This window comes from Rhodococcus sp. 21391, from assembly GCF_016772255.1.
Taxonomy (GTDB): Bacteria; Actinomycetota; Actinomycetes; order Mycobacteriales; family Mycobacteriaceae; genus Rhodococcus_F; species Rhodococcus_F opacus.
Map to the genome: position 1 here is coordinate 5,419,851 of NZ_CP063781.1, position 22,104 is coordinate 5,441,954.

The 22,104-nt window shown below is 68.3% G+C and carries 17 protein-coding genes, 1 pseudogene and 1 riboswitch; of the genes and pseudogenes, 14 read left to right on the forward strand and 4 right to left on the reverse strand.

Annotation, left to right across the window (positions count from 1 at the left end):
• The first annotated feature begins 165 nt into the window (after positions 1-165).
• The 3 genes and pseudogenes from GO592_RS46300 (at position 166) to GO592_RS24960 (ending at position 3,406) form a co-directional block, all read left to right on the forward strand.
• Positions 166-2,315: pseudogene (locus tag GO592_RS46300) on the forward strand (MMPL family transporter).
• A gap of 125 nt (positions 2,316-2,440) precedes the next feature.
• Positions 2,441-2,749 (forward strand): hypothetical protein, encoded by a 309-nt coding sequence (locus tag GO592_RS24955; RefSeq protein WP_007301114.1) that lies wholly within the window; start codon positions 2,441-2,443, stop codon positions 2,747-2,749.
• A 9-nt stretch (positions 2,750-2,758) separates the two neighbouring features.
• On the forward strand, positions 2,759-3,406 hold the full coding sequence (locus tag GO592_RS24960) for an alpha-ketoglutarate-dependent dioxygenase AlkB (RefSeq protein ID WP_007301113.1): 648 nt from the start codon (positions 2,759-2,761) through the stop codon (positions 3,404-3,406).
• Here GO592_RS24960 and GO592_RS24965 read toward each other — a convergent pair whose 3' ends face one another.
• A complete protein-coding gene (locus tag GO592_RS24965) occupies positions 3,407-4,495 on the reverse strand; it encodes a 3-deoxy-7-phosphoheptulonate synthase (protein WP_007301112.1) in 1,089 nt (362 codons plus the stop codon). It lies immediately after the preceding gene.
• A gap of 282 nt (positions 4,496-4,777) precedes the next feature.
• Between GO592_RS24965 and GO592_RS24970 the strand changes: the two genes are divergently transcribed.
• From GO592_RS24970 to metE, 5 genes are all read left to right on the forward strand, one after another.
• Positions 4,778-5,725: an ABC transporter ATP-binding protein gene (locus GO592_RS24970; RefSeq protein ID WP_007301111.1), complete on the forward strand. Its 948-nt coding sequence runs from the start codon at positions 4,778-4,780 to the stop codon at positions 5,723-5,725.
• Complete coding sequence (locus GO592_RS24975) at positions 5,725-6,501, forward strand: ABC transporter permease (protein WP_007301110.1); 777 nt, start codon at positions 5,725-5,727, stop codon at positions 6,499-6,501. The genes GO592_RS24970 and GO592_RS24975 overlap by 1 nt, the downstream gene beginning before the upstream one ends.
• 19 nt (positions 6,502-6,520) lie before the next feature.
• A complete protein-coding gene (locus GO592_RS24980; protein WP_237720627.1) occupies positions 6,521-7,636 on the forward strand; it encodes a sensor histidine kinase in 1,116 nt (371 codons plus the stop codon).
• Positions 7,633-8,241 carry a response regulator transcription factor gene (locus GO592_RS24985; RefSeq protein WP_007301108.1) on the forward strand — a complete coding sequence of 203 codons (609 nt, stop codon included), beginning with the start codon at positions 7,633-7,635 and terminating at the stop codon, positions 8,239-8,241. The genes GO592_RS24980 and GO592_RS24985 overlap by 4 nt, the downstream gene beginning before the upstream one ends.
• A gap of 124 nt (positions 8,242-8,365) precedes the next feature.
• Positions 8,366-8,573: riboswitch (cobalamin riboswitch) on the forward strand.
• Positions 8,574-8,700: 127 nt separating this feature from the next.
• Positions 8,701-10,962 carry a 5-methyltetrahydropteroyltriglutamate--homocysteine S-methyltransferase gene (gene metE, locus GO592_RS24990; RefSeq protein WP_007301107.1) on the forward strand — a complete coding sequence of 754 codons (2,262 nt, stop codon included), beginning with the start codon at positions 8,701-8,703 and terminating at the stop codon, positions 10,960-10,962.
• Between the two features lie 43 nt (positions 10,963-11,005).
• Here the strand turns inward: metE and GO592_RS24995 are convergent, their stop codons facing one another.
• Positions 11,006-12,013 (reverse strand): helix-turn-helix transcriptional regulator, encoded by a 1,008-nt coding sequence (locus GO592_RS24995; protein ID WP_172649943.1) that lies wholly within the window; start codon positions 12,011-12,013, stop codon positions 11,006-11,008.
• A 177-nt stretch (positions 12,014-12,190) separates the two neighbouring features.
• On the opposite strand from GO592_RS24995, the gene GO592_RS25000 reads away from it, so the two are divergent.
• The 5 genes from GO592_RS25000 to GO592_RS25020 are packed head-to-tail and all read left to right on the forward strand — an operon-like array spanning position 12,191 to position 17,825.
• Positions 12,191-13,630, forward strand: a complete 1,440-nt coding sequence (locus tag GO592_RS25000; protein ID WP_007301105.1) for a GntP family permease — start codon at positions 12,191-12,193, stop codon at positions 13,628-13,630.
• A 25-nt stretch (positions 13,631-13,655) separates the two neighbouring features.
• Entirely contained in the window at positions 13,656-14,909 is a 1,254-nt protein-coding gene (locus tag GO592_RS25005; protein WP_007301104.1) for a CaiB/BaiF CoA transferase family protein, read from the forward strand.
• Positions 14,906-15,844, forward strand: a complete 939-nt coding sequence (locus GO592_RS25010) for a hydroxymethylglutaryl-CoA lyase (RefSeq protein WP_005255200.1) — start codon at positions 14,906-14,908, stop codon at positions 15,842-15,844. The genes GO592_RS25005 and GO592_RS25010 overlap by 4 nt, the downstream gene beginning before the upstream one ends.
• Positions 15,841-16,836 carry a 2-hydroxyacid dehydrogenase gene (locus GO592_RS25015; RefSeq protein WP_007301103.1) on the forward strand — a complete coding sequence of 332 codons (996 nt, stop codon included), beginning with the start codon at positions 15,841-15,843 and terminating at the stop codon, positions 16,834-16,836. The genes GO592_RS25010 and GO592_RS25015 overlap by 4 nt, the downstream gene beginning before the upstream one ends.
• Positions 16,833-17,825: a glycerate kinase gene (locus GO592_RS25020; protein WP_007301102.1), complete on the forward strand. Its 993-nt coding sequence runs from the start codon at positions 16,833-16,835 to the stop codon at positions 17,823-17,825. Before GO592_RS25015 ends, GO592_RS25020 begins: the two co-directional genes overlap by 4 nt.
• Here the strand turns inward: GO592_RS25020 and GO592_RS25025 are convergent.
• Positions 17,791-18,576 (reverse strand): IclR family transcriptional regulator, encoded by a 786-nt coding sequence (locus tag GO592_RS25025; RefSeq protein WP_005571793.1) that lies wholly within the window; start codon positions 18,574-18,576, stop codon positions 17,791-17,793. The genes GO592_RS25020 and GO592_RS25025 overlap by 35 nt on opposite strands.
• A 323-nt stretch (positions 18,577-18,899) precedes the next feature.
• Here GO592_RS25025 and GO592_RS25030 point away from each other — a divergent pair, with 323 nt between their 5' ends.
• On the forward strand, positions 18,900-19,367 hold the full coding sequence (locus GO592_RS25030) for a DIP1984 family protein (RefSeq protein ID WP_007301101.1): 468 nt from the start codon (positions 18,900-18,902) through the stop codon (positions 19,365-19,367).
• Between the two features lie 262 nt (positions 19,368-19,629).
• On the opposite strand, the gene GO592_RS25035 is transcribed toward GO592_RS25030, so the two are convergent.
• Complete coding sequence (locus GO592_RS25035) at positions 19,630-22,056, reverse strand: ATP-dependent Clp protease ATP-binding subunit (protein ID WP_007301100.1); 2,427 nt, start codon at positions 22,054-22,056, stop codon at positions 19,630-19,632.
• Between the last annotated feature and the right edge of the window lie 48 nt (positions 22,057-22,104).

The window sequence follows — 22,104 nt, forward strand, 5'->3', positions numbered from 1 at the left end:
CACCATGACGTACCGCGGCCCCGCTCCCTGACGGCGGAGCGGGGCCGCGGTCTGTCGATGCCGCGAAACCCGTAGCCTTCGCGCCGTCCTGCATGCGACGATGACTGGGCAGGGTTCGACCGCCCCGCCGGGCGCCGGCCGAACCTTCATCTCCCGGAACGGGGAATGATGTTTGCCTCCATCGCGCGCACCGTCGTCGCACACCCGTGGCACGTCATCGCGACCTGGGTGGTCGCGGCAATAGCCGTCATCCTGTTCGCACCGAGTCTCGACGACTACACCACCGGCAACCAGCAGACGTTCCTGCCCAGTTCATTCGAGTCCTCCGAGGCGCAGGCCGTCGGAAACGAATACTTCCCGAGCCTGTCGGGCGCCACCGGCAGCCTGGTGGTGGTCCGCGCCGACGCCGCCCCGCTGTCACCCGCCGACCAGCAGGCGGCACTGAATCTCGCGACCACGCTGCAGAATTCGGCGATCCCGGGAGTCGTGAGTGTGCAGGGGTCGCCTGCGTCGCTGTCCGCCGACGGGAAGGCCGCCGCACTGCAGGTGGTGTTCGACGGACAACCCGGCGACGACCAGGTCAACGACGCCGTGCCGGTCATCCGGGGCGACGCCGAGCAGCAACTGAACGGCACCGGCCTGGTGAGCGGGCTGACCGGGAACGCGGCCATTCAGGTCGACACCACCGCCGCCTACGACAACGCCGACAAGGTCATCACGATCGCCACAGTGATCGTCATCCTCACCCTGCTCGGCCTGATCTTCCGCAGCCCCGTCATCGCCGTGCTGCCGGTTGTCGTGATCGGTGCGGTGCTGTCGGTGGTCACCGGACTGACCGCCGTGCTCGCCGATCTGTTCGACTTCCAGGTCAGCACGTCGCTGCAATCCATACTCGTGGTCGTCCTCTTCGGTGTCGGCACCGACTACATCGTCTTCCTGCTGTTCCGCTATCGCGAACGTCTCCGGCAGCAGGCCGCGGCAGGGTCCACCACCGACACCCATCGAGAAGCCCTCGTGTTCTCCACCGACGTCGTCGGGCGCGTCGTCGCGTCGTCGGCGCTCACGGTCATCGTCGCGTTCGCCGCCCTGCTACTGGCGAAACTCGGCTCGCTCACCACGCTCGCGCCGGGACTCATCGTCGCCGTGGCCGTCATGCTGGTGACGGCGTTGACGCTCATCCCCGCCGTGTTCACCGTGCTGGGCCGCCACCTGTTCTGGCCGCTCGGACCGGGGCACGACAGCCCCCACACCCCGTTCGCCTCGATCGGCGCCGCGATCGGGCGCCGGCCAGCCGTGTTCGCCGTCGCGATCGGCGTCGTGCTGATCGCGCTCGCCTCCTTCGCGTCCGGCTACAAGTCGACGTACAACACGCTGGGGAACTGCCCTCCGACACGCCGTCACAGCAGGCCTTCGACACCCTCGATCAATCCTTTCCCGCGGGTGCGCTGAGCCCGACCCAGGTGTACGTCGTGGCTCCCGGACCGCTGGATCCCGCGTCGCTGACCCCGCTCGTCACCGCTCTCACGCAGGTGCCGGGAGTGTCCTCGGTCGCCCCGCCGCGACCCAGTCAGGACGGTCGAGCCGCGCTCGTCAACGTCGTACTCGCCGACGACCCCTACTCGAACGCGTCCCTCGACCTCGTCGAGGGACCGATCCGCGACGCCGCCCATGGAGCGGTCCCCGGCTCGGAAGTCGTTGCGGGAGGGCAGACATCCACGTTCGTCGACGTCCGCGCGCAACTCGCGGCGGATACGCGCCTCGTGTTCCCCGTCGCCGCAGTCGCCATCGCGCTCATTCTCGCCCTGCTTCTGCTCGCCGTGCTGGCCCCGCTCAACCTGCTGGTGTGCGTCGCACTCACGTTCGTCGCCACGCTCGGCGCCGTGGTGCTCCTGTTCCTGCACGGCCTCGGCTACGACGGGATCGACTTCTCGATTCCGATCGTGCTGTACCTGTTCGTCGTCGCGATCGGCACCGACTACAACATCCTGCTGGCCTCGCGACTGCGCGAGGAATTCCGCAACGGGTACACCCCGCGTGAGTCCGCGCGGATCGCCGTCTCCAACGACGCCCCCACCGTGGCCGCCGCCGGTCTGATCCTGGCGCTGACCTTCGCTTCCCTGACCCTCACCGGACTGGCCAACCTCGCCGAACTCGGCTTCGGTGTCGCGATCGGTGTCGCCATCGCCGCCTTCGCGATGGCCCCGATGCTGGTACCGAGCCTGGCGGCACTCGAACGTCGCGCCTTCTGGTGGCCGAGCAGGCAGAAGGCGACCGTCGACACCGGCGACGACCGCGAGCCTGCCGTGCCGCGGTAACTTCTGTCGTCAAACGCGTACTTGCACAGACGCACCCTTCTTCGCAGCCGCACTTCTAGGGCCCGAAAAGTAGTGCGGCTGCAGAGATCGGGTGCATCTGGGCGGCGATCACTACGCTCGGTTCCATGAGCGCATTCGCCGAAGCCGGCCTCAGCGAATGCGCGCGGGAGAACATGGACTGCATGCCGGGCTTCGGCACGTTCCTCGTCCTCTTCCTGCTCACGCTCTTCACCATCGGAATGGCGTTCGCGATCTCGATGTCGGCAACCCTCTCGATAGTCCTGGCGAGACCAGGCGTCCTCCGCGGCGCACTCTGGTTCGTCGCCGTCTGGACCGTCCCGCTCCTGGGCGCGGCCGCGTGGTTTCTCTCCGAGCGACGGCGTACTTCCCGAACGCCCGACAACGATGGGAACATACGTTCGAATATCAGGTAGCATGGCGGCATGACTTCCGCGGATGCGCGGTATGCGCACCAGGCCTCACTGTTCGACGACGCGTCGTTCGGTGTCGAACTGGGCGCGCTCGGGTCGACGGTGCAGCGTCGCATGCTCACGGCGGGAGCGTGGGTCGACGTGCGGCCGGGGTGGCTGACCGGTTCCGACGAGCTGTTCACCACGCTCGCGGAGACGGTGCCGTGGAAGGCGGAGCGGCGCCAGATGTACGACCGGGTGGTCGACGTCCCACGCCTCGTCCGGTTCTACCCGGAGGGTGAGCCGCTCCCCGACCCGCTGCTGGTCGCGGCACGCGACGCCCTGAGCACGCATTACCTGCCCGAACTGGGCGAGAAGTTCGCCACTTCCGGACTCTGCTTCTACCGTGACGGCTCCGACAGCGTCGCCTGGCACGGCGACGACACCGGCCGGAGCCGCACCGAAGACACCATGGTCGCCATCCTCTCGCTCGGCGCCGCGCGTCCGCTGCTGCTGCGTCCGCGCGGCGGCGGGCACTCGATCCGGTACTCGCTCGGCCACGGTGACCTGCTGGTGATGGGTGGTTCCTGCCAGCGCACCTGGGAGCATTGCGTACCGAAGAGCACCCGCCCGCTCGGACCGCGGATCAGCGTGCAGTTCCGCACGAGAGGCGTGCGGTGATCACTTCCGACGTGCGGCCACTGCCTGCGCGAGACGGTCCAGCTGCGCCGCCGTCGTGTTCCAGTCGATGCACGCGTCGGTGATGGACTGGCCGTACGTGAGGTCCTCGGCCTTCCCGAGCGTGAGGTCCTGACGACCGGCTTCGATGAAGCTCTCCACCATCACACCGACGATCCCCTGCTCGCCTTCCTCGAGCCGCACCGCGATGTCGTTCAGCACGTCGACCTGCTTCTCGTGGTTCTTGCTGCTGTTGCCGTGGCTGGCATCGATGACGACCCGCTCCGGCAGACCGCCCTTGCGCAGCCGGGCGAGCGTGTCGGCCACCGTCTCCGCGTCGTAGTTCGGTCCGTCGCTGCCCCCGCGGAGGATGACGTGGCAGTCGGGGTTGCCGACCGTGCGGATCAGCGCGGCCTGCCCGTCGAGGTCGGTGCCGGGGAACACGTGGCTCGCCGCGGCGGCGCGGGTGCCGTCGACCGCCACCTGCACGTCCCCCTCCGTCGAGTTCTTGATCCCGACCGGCATCGACAGCGCGCTGCACAGCTGGCGGTGCACCTGGCTGGCGGCGGTGCGGGCACCGATCGCGCCGTACGTGACGAGGTCCGCGATGTACTGCGGCATGATCGGGTCGAGGAACTCGCAGCCGACCGGCAGGCCGAGCGAGGACACGTCGAGCAGCAGCTTGCGGCCCATGCGGATCCCGGTGTCGATGTCGAACGTGCCGTCCAGGTGCGGGTCGTTGAGCAGACCCTTCCAGCCGAGGGTGGTGCGCGGCTTCTCGAAGTAGACCCGCATCACGATGTGCAGGTCGTCGCGCAATTCCTCGGCCTTCGCGGCGAGTCTGCGGGCGTAGTCCATGGCGGCGTCCGGGTCGTGCACCGAGCACGGGCCCACCACGACGAGCAGTCGATCATCGTCGCCGTTCAGCACGTTCACCGTGTCGGCGCGGCCGGAGCGCACGGTCGCGGACGCGACGTCGTCAGGGGCGTGTTCGCGGCGCACGACCGACGGGGCCACCAGCGGGCTGATGCTCGCGGTGCGCTGGTCGTCCAGCCGATCAGTGCTGGTAGTGGTGTCGAGAGTGACAGTCATGGGTTCGGGTTCCTGTTCTCAGGCCGGCCCTCGAAGACTGTGGAGATTCCCGCGAGCCGGTCTGTAATCCGGCTCTGGGGTGGAAGAAGTCAGCGCGTGGTTACGCCGACCGGCCCACCCGGGGCCGGCCTGCTAAACCAGAAATATGCGCGCTGCATGGCGCCCACAGTAACGGCTGCCCCCGATCGGCGCCACACCTACCCCTGGCCCCTGACATTTGTCACGGTGAGGTCGTGACGGACGTGTGGGGGTCGGCGGCCGTCGGAATCGCACGCTGATTGCATGACATCGACAGCGCTCCACACCTCCACGAAGGCCTCCGCGTCGCCGGCTCCGGCAGTCAGCCTGCGCGGCGTCCACAAGAACTTCGGTGACGTTCACGCCGTCCGGGGCCTGGACCTCGAGATCCGGCCCGGCGAGATCGTCGCGTTCCTCGGTCCCAACGGCGCCGGCAAGACCACCACCGTCGACATGGTCCTCGGATTGTCCCGCCCCACAGCCGGTGAGGTGTCCGTCTTCGGCACCGATCCGCGCACCGCGATCGCGCATGGTCTGGTCTCGGCGGTCATGCAGACGGGCGGCCTGCTGAAGGAACTGACCGTCGAGGAGACCGTCCGGCTCACCGCGAGTCTGTTCGCCGACACGCGGCCGGTCGACGAGGTCCTCACCCGGGCCGGCATCGCCGATCTCGCAAACCGGTTGGTGGGCAAGTGTTCCGGAGGTCAGCAGCAGCGACTGCGGTTCGCGATGGCACTGCTCTCCGATCCCGAGCTGCTGATACTCGACGAGCCGACCACGGGCATGGACGTCGAGGGCAGGCGGGACTTCTGGTCGGCGATCCGCGCCGACGCGGACAGCGGCCGGACCGTCGTCTTCGCGACGCACTATCTCGAGGAGGCCGACGCCCACGCCGACCGGATCGTGCTGGTGCGCAAGGGAAAAGTGGTGGCCGACGGCACCGCTGCCGAGGTGAAGGCATTGGCCACGGGACGCACGGTGCGCGCCCACTTCCCGGGCGCTGACAGGGAACAGCTGTTCGCGATTCCCGGCGCCGACAGCATCGAGGTGCGCGGTGACAGCGTCCTCGTCCACTCGACGGACACCGACGCCGTGGCCCGCCACCTCCTCACGCAGACGCTTGCCTGCGACCTCGAAATCGTCTCCCGAGGACTCGAAGACGCGTTCATCGCGCTCACCTCCGACGACTCCGCCACGGAAGGATCGAACTGATGACCACCCTCGCCGTACCCCGCCGCGTTCCCCCGCTCGGCGGCCTCAACGCCACCCTCCTCGGACTCGAACTGCGCCGGCTGCTGCGCAATCGGCGCACGATGATCATCACTCTCGTCATGCCGGTCGTCTTCTTCCTCATCTTCGGCCTGAACCCCAGCTACTCGGGTGAGAGCGCGGGCAACGGGAACGTCTCGGCGTACGTGATGATCAGCATGGCGCTGTACGGCGCGATGATCGCGACGACGAGCGGCGGCGCGATGGTGTCGGTGGAACGGGCGTCGGGATGGAGCCGGCAGTTGCGGCTCACCCCCTTGTCCCCCGGGGTCTACATCTTCGTCAAGGTGCTCGTCGCGATGATGCTCGGGCTCGGGGCCGTCGGCGTCGTCTACCTAGTGGGCGCGTTCACGTCCGTCCGGATGGACACGTCCCTGTGGTTCGCGACGGCCCTGATCACCTGGCTCGGATCCGCAGTGTTCGCCGCGTTCGGCCTGTTCATGGGGTACCTGCTGCCGAGCGAGAACGTCATGCAGATCCTCGGCCCCGGGCTCGCCGTGCTCGGCTTCGCGGGCGGGCTGTTCATGCCGCTTCAGGACGGTTCGGTGTGGGCGTCGATCGCGCAGTTCATGCCCACGTACGGGCTGAGTCAGCTGGTGCACGCACCGCTCACCGGTGACGCGATGCAGTGGACGTGGCTCCTCAACGTCGCGGTGTGGCTGGCGATCTTCGTCGGCGGTGCGGCGTGGCGTTTCCAGCGCGACACCGAGCGAGTGTGACGGCGGTATCGTGACTGCCGTGACCACCCCCGACGGCCCCGTCGTGACCAGGCGATGGGGCCGTTTCGGATTCATTTTCGCCGCCGCGTGGACGGTCTTCCTGTTCCAGCCGTTCCTCGACGGGTGGGCCGCCCGCGATCAGGTCCGGGGCTGGATCGGGATGATCGCCACGCTGGCATTCGCGGTGACGTACCTTGCGATGTTCCGGTGGTCGCATACCCGGCACGCGCACAACGAGTTTCGGCCACCGCTGAACCAGGCGGTACCGCTCGTGGTGGCGTTGTTCGGGCTCGCAGCCGTCATGGTGGTCGCCGTCGGGTCGTCGGGGCTGTCCGCCGGCGTCTTCCTCGCCGTCTCCGCGGTCATGCTGTTCCCCGCGTGGCTCGGCGGGCTCACCGCGCTGACCGTCGCAGTTCTCGTGGAAGTGATCTCCACGGTGATGGACTGGGGGTCGGGCACCGGGCTCTCGCTGGGCGTGTGCGCGGCAGCATTCGCGATGTTCGGGGTGACCAAGCTGATCAACCGCAACATCGAATTGGTCCGGGAACGGGAAGCGAGCGAACGACTCGCGGTGCAGGAGGAACGCACCCGGATGGCCCGCGACCTCCACGACATCCTGGGGCACTCCCTCACCGTCATCACCGTCAAGGCCGAACTCGTGGGCCGGCTCCTCGACATCGACATCGACCGGGCCCGCACGGAAGTGGCAGACCTGGAACGCCTTTCCCGCGACGCGCTCGCGGACGTCCGGCAGGCCGTGCAGGGAATCCGGGGGCTGTCGCTTCCGGTGGAGATCGCCCGGGCCGGGGAAGCGTTGCGGTCGGCCGGAATCGAGGCCGAGCTGCCCAACAGCACCGAGTCGGTGCCCACCGGCCTGCGCGAGTTGTTCGCGTGGACGGTCCGCGAGGGTGTCACCAACGTGGTCCGGCACAGCGGCGCGACGCACTGCTCGGTCACGGTGGGCGAACGCGAGGTTACCGTCGTCGACGACGGCGCCGGCTGCGCCGAATCCGTGCACGGGAACGGGCTGGTGGGCCTGCGGGAGCGCGCCGCGGCCGCCGGAGCCCGGGTCGTCATCACCCATCCGCAACCCGGCGGGTTCTCGTTGCACGTGCTGAAGGAAGAGGTCCCGTGACGATCCGGCTGCTGCTCGCCGACGATCAGGCACTCGTCCGCGGTGCCCTCGCCGCCCTGCTCGACCTGGAGGCGGACCTGACGGTCGTCGCGGAGGTCGGGCGCGGCGACGAGGTCGTCGCGGCGGCGCGCGAGCACTCCCCCGACGTCGCGCTCCTCGACGTCGAAATGCCCGGCCTGGACGGGATCGCCGCGGCCACGGCACTGCGGATCGAGATGCCGCAGACCCGCGTCCTGATCGTGACGACGTTCGGTCGTCCCGGGTACCTGCGCAAGGCACTGCAGGCCGGTGCGTCGGGGTTCGTCGTGAAGGACACCCCGGCCCGGCAGCTCGCCGACGCCGTCCGGCGCGTCCATGCCGGACTGCGCGTCGTCGACCCGGCTCTCGCCGCTGACAGTCTCGTCAGCGGGGAATCACCGCTCACCGACCGGGAGACCGACGTGCTGCGGGCGGCGCGGGACGGTGCGCCGGTCGCCTCGATCGCTGCCGCACTGTTCCTGTCGGCAGGTACCGTGCGCAATCACCTGTCCTCGGCGATCGGCAAGACCGGCGCCAGCACCCGCGCCGAGGCCGTCCGCGCCGCGGAGTCGAACGGCTGGCTGTAGGCCCTCCGGGCTCGTGCGCCCTTTTGGTAGTTGGGGCTACCAAAAAGGCGCACGGGCCGAAGGCCTATGCTGGCCGGTGCAGCTGGTTCGCCCGGCACGGTCGTGAGGAGCCCCGAAGACCGCACCTGGCGTCGAAGCACGTCAGCCTCCCCGGAGTCCGCGTGTGAGAGGGAACCCGGTGAGAATCCGGGACTGTCCCGCAGCGGTGAGCAGGAACGACCGCCGTCACCATGCACTGGGCAACCGCCTGGGAAGCGACGGCCACTAGGTCCGGTGTGATGTCACACCGGCTGCCTGCAAGTCCGAAGACCTGCCGACTGTGTCGGGCACGCCGTGCCCGACGGTTACCGCCTCGTGGATTGGGCGTGTAGACCTTCTCGCGCTGCAGCACGTCCCTGGGCTCGAGAGGTGTACCCGTTTGCCGGCGGTAGCCGTACCGCGTACGCAACTGGAGATACCGTGACACTTTCTTTCACCGCGACCGTGCTGGGCTCACCTCGCATCGGTCCGAATCGCGAACTGAAGAAGGCCGTCGAGTCGTACTGGGCCGGCCGCCTCGACGCCGAAGGGCTCGACGCGCTCGCCCAGGATCTGCGACGCCGGACCTGGACGAGATTGCGCGACATCGGGCTCGACTCCGTTCCCGTCAACACGTTCTCGTACTACGACCATGTACTGGACACCGCGGCGATGCTCGGCGCCCTGCCCGACCGTGTCGCCGGCATCGAGAGCGACCTCGACCGCTACTTCGCCGCCGCCCGCGGCAACCACACGATCGCCCCGCTCGAGATGACCAAGTGGTTCGACACCAACTACCACTACCTGGTGCCCGAGATCTCCCCGTCGACGACGTTCGCCCTCGACCCGTCGAAGGTGCTCCGCGAACTCGAAGAGGCACGCGCCCTGGACATTCCGGCCCGCCCGGTGGTGGTGGGTCCGGTGACGTTCCTGCTGCTGTCGAAGGCCGTCGGCTCGGACGTACCCCTCCTCGACCGCCTCGACGAACTGGTCCCGCTGTACGCGGACCTGCTCGGTCGGCTCGCCGACGCCGGCGCCGAGTGGGTGCAGATCGACGAACCCGCGCTGGTCGCCGACCGCACACCGGAAGAGATCGCGGCGGCCAAGCGTGCCTACGACCGGTTGTCCGCGGCACCGTCGCGGCCGGCGATCCTCCTCGCGTCCTACTTCGGCAGCCTCGGTGACGCACTCCCCGCCATCGCCTCGACCGGTGTCGAGGGAATTGCGATCGATCTGGTCGCCGGATCCGACACTCTCGCCACCGTTCCCGATCTGACCCGCAAGCACGTCGTCGCCGGCGTCGTCGACGGACGCAACATCTGGCGCACCGACCTGGACGCGGCACTGACGTCGCTCGGCACCCTGCTGGGCAGCACCGGTTCGCTCGCCGTCTCGACGTCGTGCTCGCTGCTGCACGTCCCGTACACGCTCGACGCGGAGACCGGACTCGACAAGGCGCTGCGGTCGTGGCTGGCGTTCGGTACCGAGAAGGTCCGCGAGGTCGTCACCCTCGGCACCGCACTGACCAGCGGTCGTGAATCCGTCGAGGACGAGTTCGCGCTCGCCCGCGCGGCGGCGTCCACCCGCAGCACCGACAGGCGTCTGCACGACGCCACGGTCCGTGCCCGGCTGGACGCGCTCACCGCGTCCGATCCGGGGCGCAGTCCCGCCGCGGAACGTCGGGAAGCCCAGTCGGCGCTGTCGCTTCCGGTGCTGCCGACCACCACCATCGGCTCCTACCCGCAGACGACGCAGATCCGGGTCGCGCGCGCGGCGCGGCGCAAGGGTGAGATCGACGAGTCCGAGTACCTGAACCGGATGCGCGCCGAGGTCGCCGATGTGGTTGCGCTGCAGGAGAAGCTGGACCTCGACGTGCTGGTGCACGGCGAACCGGAACGCAACGACATGGTGCAGTACTTCGCCGAACAGTTGGACGGGTTCTTCGCGACGGACAACGGCTGGGTGCAGTCGTACGGCAGCCGCTGCGTCCGCCCGCCGATCCTGTACGGCGACGTGCGCCGCAGCCACCCGATGACCGTCGAATGGATCACGTACGCGCAGTCACTCACTCAGCGTCCGGTGAAGGGCATGCTCACCGGTCCGGTGACGATCCTGGCGTGGTCGTTCGTGCGCGACGACCAGCCGCTGGCCGACTCGGCCAACCAGGTGGCGCTGGCCATCCGCGACGAAACGGTGGACCTGCAGGGCGCGGGCATCCGGATCGTCCAGGTGGACGAGCCCGCGCTGCGCGAACTGCTGCCCCTGCGGGCCGCGGATCAGCCGGCGTACCTCGACTGGTCGGTCGGGGCGTTCCGTCTCGCGACGTCCGGGGTCTCGGACTCGACGCAGATCCACACCCACCTCTGCTATTCGGAGTTCGGTGAGGTCATCGAGGCCATCGCGAGGCTCGACGCCGACGTCACCTCCATCGAGGCCGCGCGCTCGCACATGGAGGTCCTCGACGACCTCAACGCCGTCGGCTTCGATCTCGGCGTCGGCCCGGGCGTGTACGACATCCACTCGCCGCGGGTGCCCGGTGTCGAGGAGATCGCGGCGTCGCTGCGGGAGGCGCTGAAGGCGGTGCCGGTGGAACGGCTGTGGGTCAACCCCGACTGCGGTCTGAAGACCCGTGGTCCCGCCGAGGTCGAGGCGTCGCTGCGCAACCTCGTCGACGCGGCGAAGCTGGTCCGCGCGGAGCTGTAGGCGGCTCCGCCGCCCGTGAGTGGTTGAGGAGTCTCTGGACTCGTCAACCACTCACGGGGCCGAAGGCCCTGCTCTGCGACGGATTCTCACCGAACCGGCGACGGTAGGCGGCCGCGAAGAGGCCGAGGTTGACGTATCCCCACGCGCCGGCGATCGAGGCGACGGTCTCGCCCGGCGATGCGGTGAGCAGTTCCTCCCGGATGCCCTGGAGGCGCTGCTCACGCACGTACTCGGCCGGGGTGGTGTTCAGGTATTTCCGGAACGACCCGGACAGGGTGCGGACGCTGACACCCACCGCGTCGGCGATGTCGGAAGCGGTCGGCAGTTCGCGGGCGTACTCGCGGATGTATTGGACGGCGTGCCGCACATAGCCGGGCGCCGCCGGGCCGGTGGACCTGTCCGGGTCCACTCCGGCACGAGCCGCCCATTCGGTGAGCAGGTGCCCGACCAGCAACTCCTGCAGGTTGAGTCCGATGCGCCCCTCGGTGGCGTGCCCCGGTAGCTCTTCCGTCGTCCGCATCGCGTAAGCGAGCAGCGCCTGCCAGCCGGATCCACCGCCGCCGATGGCGCATTTGCGTTGCCAGAGAAGATCTCCGGGGTCGAATCCCCACCAGCGCACAGCCGTGTCCGTGAGCAACGCATGGGGAACGGTGAGATTGAGCTGGACGTGGTCGGGCGAGAACTCGACGAGGTAGTCGACGCGACTGCAGTCGGCGACGAACGTGTCACCTGCCGGTGTGTCCGCGGTGGCGTCGTGGTCGAGGTGGTGCCGGGCGTTGCCCCGGATGGTCGTGAGAACGAGCGCGTTTCCTGCGTCGGACGAGAAGTCGCCGACCGAGACGGGGATTCCGTAGGAGAACCGGGTGACGGTGATGTCGCCGATCTTCGTGGAGTACATGCTCGACCGGGGCGACAGCCCGACACCGAGCGGACGCACTACATAGGGCATGTACACGCGGTCGGACCAGAGTTGGATCTCGCTCCAGTCCTCCGACGCTCTGCGCTCGGCGGCCGTCGGCCGTCGCACCGCAAACGGATCCAGCACGACCATGCGTCGAGTATTCCACCCGCACGAGGCTGAAGGTCCCGTGCGCCTTTCTGGTTGCCGGAACAACCGGAAAGGCGCACGAGGCCGAAGGCCCATTGCTTATATAGTGAGTGTGTGCTCATAATATGGGTGTACCTGTGACACCAGTCACTACCCCGCCTCCTCGATAAGGACGCGCACATGTCAGACGTAGCAATCCTGATCAACACCACGGTCGCCGTCGCGGCGGTCGTTCTGATGATCGTGCGTTTCAAGTTCAACCCAGTGGTGTCACTGGTCGTCGGATCCGCCTACCTCGGACTCACGACGGGACTCGGCACAGCCGAAACGGTGGAAGTCATCAGCACCGGTTTCGGCGACATCATGGCCGAAGTGGGACTTCTGATCGCCTTCGGCGTCCTGATGGGCGCCATGTTGAAAGAAATGGGCGCGATCCAGCGCCTGGTCGGAACACTTCTGCGGGTGTTCGGGCCGAAACGAATGCCCTATGCGATGTCGCTGACGATCGCGACGTTGCTGCAGTCCATCTTCCTCGACGTCCTGCTCGTCATCTCCGCCCCGCTCGCCCGCAACCTCGCACCGAAGGTCGGCCGGGTCGGGACCGCACGCATGGCCACCGCCCTCGCCATCGGCCTGGAGTGCGGCATCGTGCTCATGGTTCCCGGTGTCGGCGCCCTCGCCCTCGCCGGACTTCTCGGTGTACCGCTCGGCAAGATGCTGATCTTCGGGTTGATCCTGGTGATCCCGACCGTGGCGATCTCCGTCGCGATCATGTCGTTCCTGTTCACCCGCGGTTGGTGGAACCCGGAGAAGGACGAGGAGCACTTCCATCAGACGGTCGTCGACGACGAAGAGGACCAGTGGACCGACGGCGGCAGCGGCGGGACCACCCCTCGGCCCGATGCCGGCGGACGCGTCGCCCAGGCGCAACGCACCGCGACCGTCACCGAGGTCACGGCCGAGCGCGCGGCGCACGACCGCCCCCTGATCCTGCTCCTCGCTCCGCTGCTCGTCTCCCTCCTGCTCATCGCGACCGGCGCGATCCTGGGCATCGCCGAGATCAGCAATCCCGTCGTGTCGTTCGTGTCCGAGCCGCTCATCGCGCTGCTGATCGGACTGATCGGCACCAGCTTCGTCGGACGGCTCAGCATCGGCCAGCACCGCGTCCAGAAGGCGATCGCCAGCGGTTTCAGCGAGAGCGGCCAGATCCTCATCCTCACCGGCGTCGGCGGGTCCCTCGCCGCGACCATCGCCGCGGCCGGTCTCGGCGACATCCTCGGCAAGTACTTCACCGCCAATCACGCCGCTCCGCTGCTGATGGTGTGGGTGATCGCCGCCGTCCTGCACGTCGCCGTCGGCTCGGTGACCATCTCCGCCATCACCGCCGCGGGCGTCCTCGCCCCCATCGCACCGACCCTCGGCCTCGACCCCGTCCTCATCGCCCTCGCCGCCGGCGCCGGCTCCCTGTTCGCGGTGCATGTCACCAGCAACACGTTCTGGCTGCTGCAGTCCTTGATGGGTCAGACCACACGAGGCACGCTGAAGACGTGTTCGGTGGGAGTATCGGTGGCATCGGTCGTCGCAATACTGCTCGTCCTGCCCATGAGCCTCGTTCTCTGAGCGTCACTATCAGTTAAGGATCACCATGTTCTCCGACAACACCATTCGGCCCCTCGACGGGGTTCGGGTACTCGAGCTGGGCAACTACATCGCCGCCCCGACCGCGGGCCGGATGCTTGCCGACTTCGGGGCCGAGGTCATCAAAGTGGAGCGCCCGAAGACCGGCGACGAACTGCGCAACTGGCGGCTCTACTCCGGCGACACCTCGATGCTGTACCGCACGATCAACCGCAACAAGAAGTCGATCGTGCTGGACCTGCGCACCGAGGAAGGCAGGCAGCTCGTCCTGGACCTCGCCGCCAAGTGCGACATCCTGCTGGAGAACTTCCGGCCCGGCACCCTGGAGAAGTGGGGCATCGGACCGGACGCGTTGAACGCGGCCAATCCGGACCTGGTGATCACCCGCATCTCGGCGTTCGGGCAGACCGGGCCGATGTCGCAGCGCCCCGGGTTCGCCGCGGTCGCGGAGGCCGCGGGCGGATTCCGTGAACTCGTCGGCGACCCGGACCGGCCACCGGTGCGGGTGGGGGTATCGATCGGTGACTCGATCGCCGGCCTCTACGCGGCGTTCGGGTCGGTGATGGCCCTGTTCCAGCGTGAGGCCGCGAAGGTCGCCGGAACCCAGGGTCCGTCCCTGCCGCATCGGATCATCGACGTCGCACTCAACGAATCGATCCTGTCGATGATGGAATCGCTGATTCCCGACTACCTCGCGTACGGCATCAAACGCGAACGCGTCGGCGGCCGGATGGAGGGTATAGCCCCGTCGAACGCGTACATCTGCAGCGACGGCGACAGCATCATCATCGCCGGCAACAGTGACGCCATCTTCCAGCGCTACATGGACACCATCGGCCGCCCCGACCTCGGCGCCGACCCGGATCTGTCCACCAACGCCGGACGGTGGGCGCGCCGCGACGAACTGGACGCGGCGATCGGTGAGTGGACGATCCAGCACTCGCGCGAGGAGGCGCTGAAGGTCCTCGATGCGGCGGGGGTGCCGTCGGGTCCGATCAACACCGCCGCCGACATCTGCAGCGACGAGCAGTACGCGGCCCGCAACATGATTCAGCAATTCACCGTCGACACCGGTGAGGCCGAGCCGAAGCAGGTCGGATTCCCCGGCATCGTCCCGGTGATCGGCGGCAAGTCACTGCCCATCCGCAGTGTCGGACCGGACCTCGGCGAGCACACCCGCGAGGTCCTCGGAACATTGCTCGGCAAGACCCCGGAACAGATCGACTCCATCGTCAACGACACAGTAGGTGGCCTCTCATGACGCAGTCCTTCGAATCACGCGCCCTGCTCCGCGACGTCACCCTGCGCGACGGATTGCAGTTGACGGGCAAGATGCTGTCCACCGCCCGGAAGCTCGAGATCGCCCGGCGGCTCCTCGAACTCGGCGTGCCCGCGCTCGAGATCGGGTCGATGGCCCGTCCCGACCTCGTCCCGCCGATGGCGAACACCGTCGAGGTGATCTCGGAGCTGACCGCGGAGGAACTGGACCACTGCTGGGTGTGGGTGGCGACGCCCCGGCACGTGGAGAAGGCCGCCGCCGCCGGCGCACGCCATTTCCAGTACTGCTTCTCCGCCTCCGATTCCCACAACCAGGCGAACATCGGACGTTCCACCGAGGACAGCCTCGCCGCGATGCCCGCCGCGATCGAACTCGCGCAGGAGGTCGGCGGCAGCATCCAGCTGTGCATCGCGACGTCGTTCACCTGCCCGTTCGAGGGCCGGGTGCCGGAGCAGCGGGTGATCGACATCGCCAACGATCCGCGCGCCCACGGCGCCGTCGACGTCGTCGTCTGCGACACCCTCGGCCAGGCCGTTCCCGCCGAGGTGTACTCGCTCGTCTCCCGGGTACGGCTCGAAACCCCGCAGCGGGGCATCGTCTTCCACGGCCACGACACCTGGGGGCTGGGGGTCGCGAACAGTCTCGCCGCGGTCGCGGCCGGCGCCATGACCGTCGACGGCGCCCTCGGCGGACTCGGCGGCTGCCCGTTCGCACCCGGCGCCAGCGGCAACACCGCCAGCGAGGATCTGCTGTTCGCCACCCGCCCGGACTGGCTGAACCCCACCACATTCGGATCGCTCGTGGAACTGTCCGAGAAGACGCTCGCCGAACTCGGCGAAGCCAACCGGTCCAAGGCCGCGCAGGGCGCACGCTCCAATGCCACCGCGTTCGAGTGGGTCATCGGCGGCGGCCGATGAGCGGCGCCCGGTTCTACATCACCACTCCGATCCCCGAACCCGCTCTCACGCTGCTGCGCGCCGCGGGCAGCGTCGATGTCCCCGACGAGCTTCCGGACGCCGCCCGGCTGCGGGAGGTCTGCGTGTCCGGCGACTACGACGTGGTGGTGTCCCAGCTTCGCGACACGTTCGACGCCGACCTCCTGGCCGTCGCGAAGATCCGCGGAATCTCCAACTACGCGGTCGGGTTCAACAACGTCGACATCGGGGCGGCCACCGCGAACTCGATACTCGTCGGCAACACACCCGGTGTGCTCACCGACGCCACCGCCGACGTCGCGATGCTGCTGATCATGGCCACTGCCCGCCGCGCCGTGGAGGCCGACACGTTCGTTCGCGCCGGGCGGTTCACCGGATGGGAACCGAACCTGCTCCTCGGCCACGATGTTTCGGGACGCACGCTCGGTCTCGCCGGGTTCGGGCGGATCGCGCGGGCAACCGCGAAACGGGCACTGGCCTTCGGCATGCAGGTGCAGTTCTGCCCCCGGCCTCCCGGCGACCGGCCGGTGACGGACGAGGAGCTCGGGGAGTTTGCCGGACTCGTCACCCACACCGACTGGAACTCCCTCGTCGCCACCAGCGACTACCTGTCGCTGCACGTGCCCCTCAACGCGCAGACCCGCCACCTGGTCGATGCGGGCGTGCTGACGGCGATGAAACCCTCCGCGATCCTGATCAACACGGCCCGCGGTCCCGTCGTCGACGAAACCGCCCTCGTCGCCGCCCTGAAGTCCGGGGAGATCGCCGGGGCCGGACTCGACGTCTACGAGGACGAACCCGCGCTCGCCCCGGGACTCGCGGAACTGTCGAACACGGTGCTGCTCCCCCACCTCGGCAGTGCCACGGTGTCGGTGCGCGCCGAGATGGCGAGGCTGTGCGCCGAGAACGCTGTGGCCATGGCGCAGAACCGGATTCCCCCGCATCCGGTCAACCCGGAAGCGTGGAGCTCATGACGGTTCTGATCGCCCCCGACAGTTTCAAGGGCACCTACACCGCAGGCGAGGTCGCCGACGCCGTCGCCGGCGGGGTCGAGTCGTCCGGCGGTGCCCCGATCAGGCTGCCGGTCGCCGACGGCGGCGAGGGCACCCTCGACGTTCTCACCGTCCCCCTCGGACTGCGTCCGGTCACCACCCGCGCCCGCAACCCCTGGGGCAGCCCGTGCCGGCCGACGTACGGACTGTCCGACGACGGGACCGCGGTCATCGAGATCGCCGCAGCCTCCGGGATCACCACGCCGCACGACGGCCCCCGCGACCCGATCACCGCCACCACCTACGGCACCGGGATGCTCGTCGCCGATGCCGCCCGGCGCGGTGCCCGGCACATCGTCGTCGCGGCCGGCGGGTCCGCCACCACGGACGGCGGCACCGGGGCCATCGCCGCCATCGAGGCGGGCGGCGGACTCCGGGGCGCCGCCGTCACCGTGCTGACCGACGTCACCACCCGGTACGTCGACGCCGCCCGAGTGTTCGGACCGCAGAAGGGCGCCGACGCGGGCGCCGTGCCGGTCCTCACGCGGCAACTCGAGGCGAAGGCGCGGGCTCTGCCCCGCGACCCGTCGAGTGTCGACGGGACCGGTGCGGCAGGCGGGTTCTCCGGCGGGATGTGGGCGCGGTACGGCGCCGAACTACGCTCGGGCGCCGAGTACATCCTCGACGTGATCGGCTTCGACACCCTGGCCGCGGACGCGTCGGCGATCGTCGTCGGCGAGGGCAGGCTCGACGGACAGACGAAGGCGGGGAAGATCATCTCCGCGATCCTCGCCCGCGCGGGCACCACCCCGGTGTACGCCGTCGTCGGCTCCGTCGGCGACGATCTCGGCGCCTACCGGTCCCGGTTCACCGGCGTCCTCGTCGCCACGGACGCCGTGGCCATGCACGAAGCCGGCCGCGCGATCTCGGCGCAGCTCATGACGGGTAGCGGCCACCCAGCGTCCGGGTGACCTGCTCGGCGCTGCCGACGAGCAGATCCACCCATTTCTCGCACTGTTCGCGTGGCATGCGCAGTGTCGGCCCGCTGATCGCCAAGGCACCGATCACGTCGGCGGACGAATCGAACACAGGCGCAGCCAATCCCGAGGCGCTGTCCTCCCGCTCCCCCGCGGTGATGGCGTACCCGTCGGCCTTGGCCTGGTGGATCAGTTCGCGCAGCACCGCGGTGTCGGTGACGGTACCCTCGGTCATCGGCTCGATGGGGCCGGCGAGGACCTGTTCGGTGAGGTCCGGGTTCCAGGCGAGCAACACCCGGCCCGCCGAACCCGCGGGCAGGGGGACGATCTTCCCGACGTACATGTTCCGGCGCAGCGCGTGCTCGGTCTCCGCGATGGCCACACACACGCGGTAGCCCTGCTCGACCCGGAAGAAGCTGGCGGTCTCACCGGTGGCGTCGCGGATCTCCTTCAGCACCGGCGTCACGACAGTCAGCACGTCGAGTCCCTTGGTGGCCGTCGCGGCCCAGAACGCCATCTTCACGCCGATCCGGATCTGGTCGCCGGTCCGGTCGAGGAATTCCTGCGCCACCAGGTTGCTGACCAGCCGTTGGACCGTCGACGTCGGCAGACCCGTCGCCTGATGGATCTCGCCCAGCGTCATCGACGGCCGCGACAGGCTGAACGCATCGAGGATCTCCGTGATCTTGCTCAGCACCAGCAACGGTTGGTGCTTGGAGGTCAATTCGCCGTCTTCCGCTCGCATGCCCTCGACGATAGTCGCCCTCACCAGCACGTGAGTGCCAACGAACGGCGGAACACACTTCGGCACTCACCTGGGGCGAATTGACTGTCGCCACACGGGCGGGGATGTGGTACCTATTGAAGATGCTCGAATTCGACTCGACGAAAGGCGCATGAGCGCCCACCGAGACATCTCTCCGGCACAACGGTTCGGGGAATTCACCCGCGCGTTCGACGCGCCTCGCTCGGCATCCCGGCGGTGCCGCGACCCCTCCATCCCCGGACGGGCACTTCGTAGGCCCCTATTTGTGATGCCCTACAACGACTTCGAGAAAGGAGGTAACCGTGAAGTTGGCTGAGGCACTGGCCGAACGTGGCGATCTGACACGTCGGGTGGAGCACCTGAAGTCGCGCATCCTCACCAATGCGCGTCATCAGGAGGGCGAGTCGCCGGCGGAGGACGCCGCGGCGCTCCTCGTCGAACTCGAGGAGGTCCTGGACCGCCTGGAGGTCCTCGTCCGAAGAATCAATCGAACGAATACCGCTGCGCCACTGGGCGACGCGAGCATCACGGACGCACTGGCCCGCCGGGACATGCTGCGCATCCGGCACCGGGTGGTGTCCGCCGCCGCGGATGCCGCCTCCGGTCGTGAGCAGGATCGATACGGTAGGCAACTCCGCTCCGAACTCGTCTTCGTCGCGGCATTGCCCGTCCGGGATCTGCGGCGGACGGCAGACGAACTCGCCCGGCAGATCCGGGAAATCGATCTGCAAGTGCAGAAGGAGAATTGGGAAGTCGAGTTGCTCGACTGAACAGGCTGGGTAGTAGGTAACCGTCTCGGAAGCGAGCACACACCGCGAGTCGACGGTAATTCGGCTCTTCTCCGGCGTGGAGGGCAACGCTCCGGGCACACACCCGGATCACACTGCAGCCCTGCACACCGCACAGGTGACAGTGCACGACGCACAGCTCATCACCGGGTGCTGATCCGAGACGGCGAGGGCGGGCAAGGGGCTACCCACACACGTGAGTGGCAGAGCGTGCCGAAGCACACTCTGCCACTCACGTCAGGGATCAGCCGACTACGAGATCCAACTCGTCGTCGGACACTCCGACCGCGATGCTGCCACCCTCGACGAGGACGTCGTCGAGCAGCAGATCGGCGATCCGGTCGTCGACAGCCCGTTGGATCGACCGGCGCAACGGTCGCGCCCCGAACTCGGGCTGGTGTCCGTGCTCGGCAATCCAGTCGACCGCGTCCTCGCTGAACGAGATCTCGATGCCCTTGGACTGCAGCCGCTTCCGGCTGTCGTCCAGCAGCAGGTCGGTGATCCGGTGCAGCTGCTCGGTGTCGAGCTTGCGGAAGATCACGATCTCGTCGATCCGGTTCAGGAACTCCGGACGCATCGACTCGCGCAGCCGGCCCATCACCCGATCCCGCAGCGGCTTCTCCGAAGCCTCGGCGTCACCGGTACTGAAGCCCAGCGCACCCGACTTGCTGGAGATGATGTCGGATCCCAGGTTGCTGGTCATGATCAGAACGGTGTTCTTGAAATCCACCGTCCGGCCCTGACCGTCCGTGAGCCGACCGTCGTCGAGCACCTGCAGCAGCGTGTTGAACACGTCGGGGTGTGCCTTCTCGATCTCGTCGAGCAGGATCACCGAGTACGGGTTCCGGCGGACCTGCTCGGTGAGCTGTCCCGCCTCCCCATATCCGACGTAGCCGGGAGGGGCACCGACGAGCCGGCTGACCGTGTGACGTTCACCGAACTCGCTCATGTCGAGTCGAAGCATCTTGTTCTCGTCACCGAACAGCGTGGCGGCCAGCGCCTTCGCCAGTTCGGTCTTGCCGACACCGGTCGGTCCGAGGAACAGGAAGCTACCCACAGGACGATCCGGATCGTTCATGCCGGTGCGGCTGCGGCGCACCGCCCGGGCGATGGCCCGCACGGCGTCGTCCTGGCCGATGACACGACGATGCAGTTCGTCCTCGAGCCGGCGGAGGCGTTCCTTCTCCTCCTCGGTCATCTGGCTGGCCGGGATTCCGGTGGCCCGCGACACGACATCGGCGATCTGCTCGGCGGTCACCTCGGGCGTCACGTCGGTCGTGCCGACCGCCTTCCCCTCGATCCGGGCCTGGACCTCCATCGCCTCGTCCCGCAGTCGCGAAGCCTTCTCGTACTGCTCGTCGGCGACGGCCTGCTCCTTGGCCTGCTCGAGTTCCGCAAACTTCGCCCGCAGAGCCTCGACATCGACGCTCGGCATCCGCAGCCGCAACCGGGCTCCGGCCTGATCGATCAGGTCGATCGCCTTGTCCGGCAGGAAGCGGTCACCGATGTAGCGGGCCGACAGCTCGACGGCCGCCGTGATCGCCTCGTCCGTGTAGCGGACGCCGTGATGCTCCTCGTACCGGTCACGCAGACCGGACAGGATCGCCACCGCATCGTCGACACTCGGCTCCGCCACCGTCACCGGCTGGAAACGACGTTCGAGCGCCGGGTCCTTCTCGATGTGCTTGCGGTACTCGTCGAGCGTCGTCGCACCGACGATGTGCAGCTCACCGCGGGCGAGCTTCGGCTTGAGGATGTTGCCCGCATCCATCGCGCCGTCGGCGCCGCCACCGGCACCGGCGATGGAGTGGACCTCGTCGATGAAGACGATCAGCTCGTCCGAGTGGGCCGAGATCTCGTCGATCACCTTGTTAAGGCGCTCCTCGAAGTCGCCGCGGTACCGGGTGCCCGACACCATGCTCGACAGGTCGAGCTGCACGATGCGCTTACTCGTCAGGCGGTCGGGTACGTCGCCGTCGACGATGCGCTGGGCCAGGCCCTCGACGACCGCCGTCTTGCCGACGCCGGCCTCACCGACCAGCACGGGGTTGTTCTTGGTGCGGCGCGACAGGATTTCGATGGTCTGCTCGATCTCGTCGGCGCGCCCGATCACCGGGTCGACTCCGCCGCCGCGTGCGCGTTCGGTGAGGTCGAAGCCGTACTTGTCGAGCGTGGGGGTCCCCGAGTTCGAGGACTCCTCCTCCACCGATCCACCCTGCACGGCGGTCTGCAGGCGCTCCGGGGTGATTCCCTCGGACGCGAGCAGGCGTCCGGCGGCGTGGTCCTGATCCGCGGCGAGCGCCAGGAAGAGGTGCTCGGGATCGATGTAGGTGGACCCGAGGGCGCGCGCGAGTTGGTGCGCCTCGAGCAGCGCCGTCTTCAGCGCGCCGCTCAGTGCGGGTGCTGCAAAGCCTGACGTGTCACGGCTCTGGGGCAGACGCAGTTCGACGGCATCGGCGACGGCCGACGTGTCGGCGCCTGCGCGGCGCATCAGAGAAGTGACGGGTTCGTGTTCTGTCATGACGCGCAGAACGTGGAGTGCATCGAGTTCCGCATCGCCACGACCTGCGGCGAAACGGGCAGCAGCAGCCATGAGCTCCTGGGTGGAGCGACTCATGAGCCGACTGATGTCGATGCGACCTGGGCCCTCCGGCCCGAAGAATGCTGGCATTCCTCAGCCTCCTATAAGTTTAAGTTGAGCGTTACTCACTCAACTAAC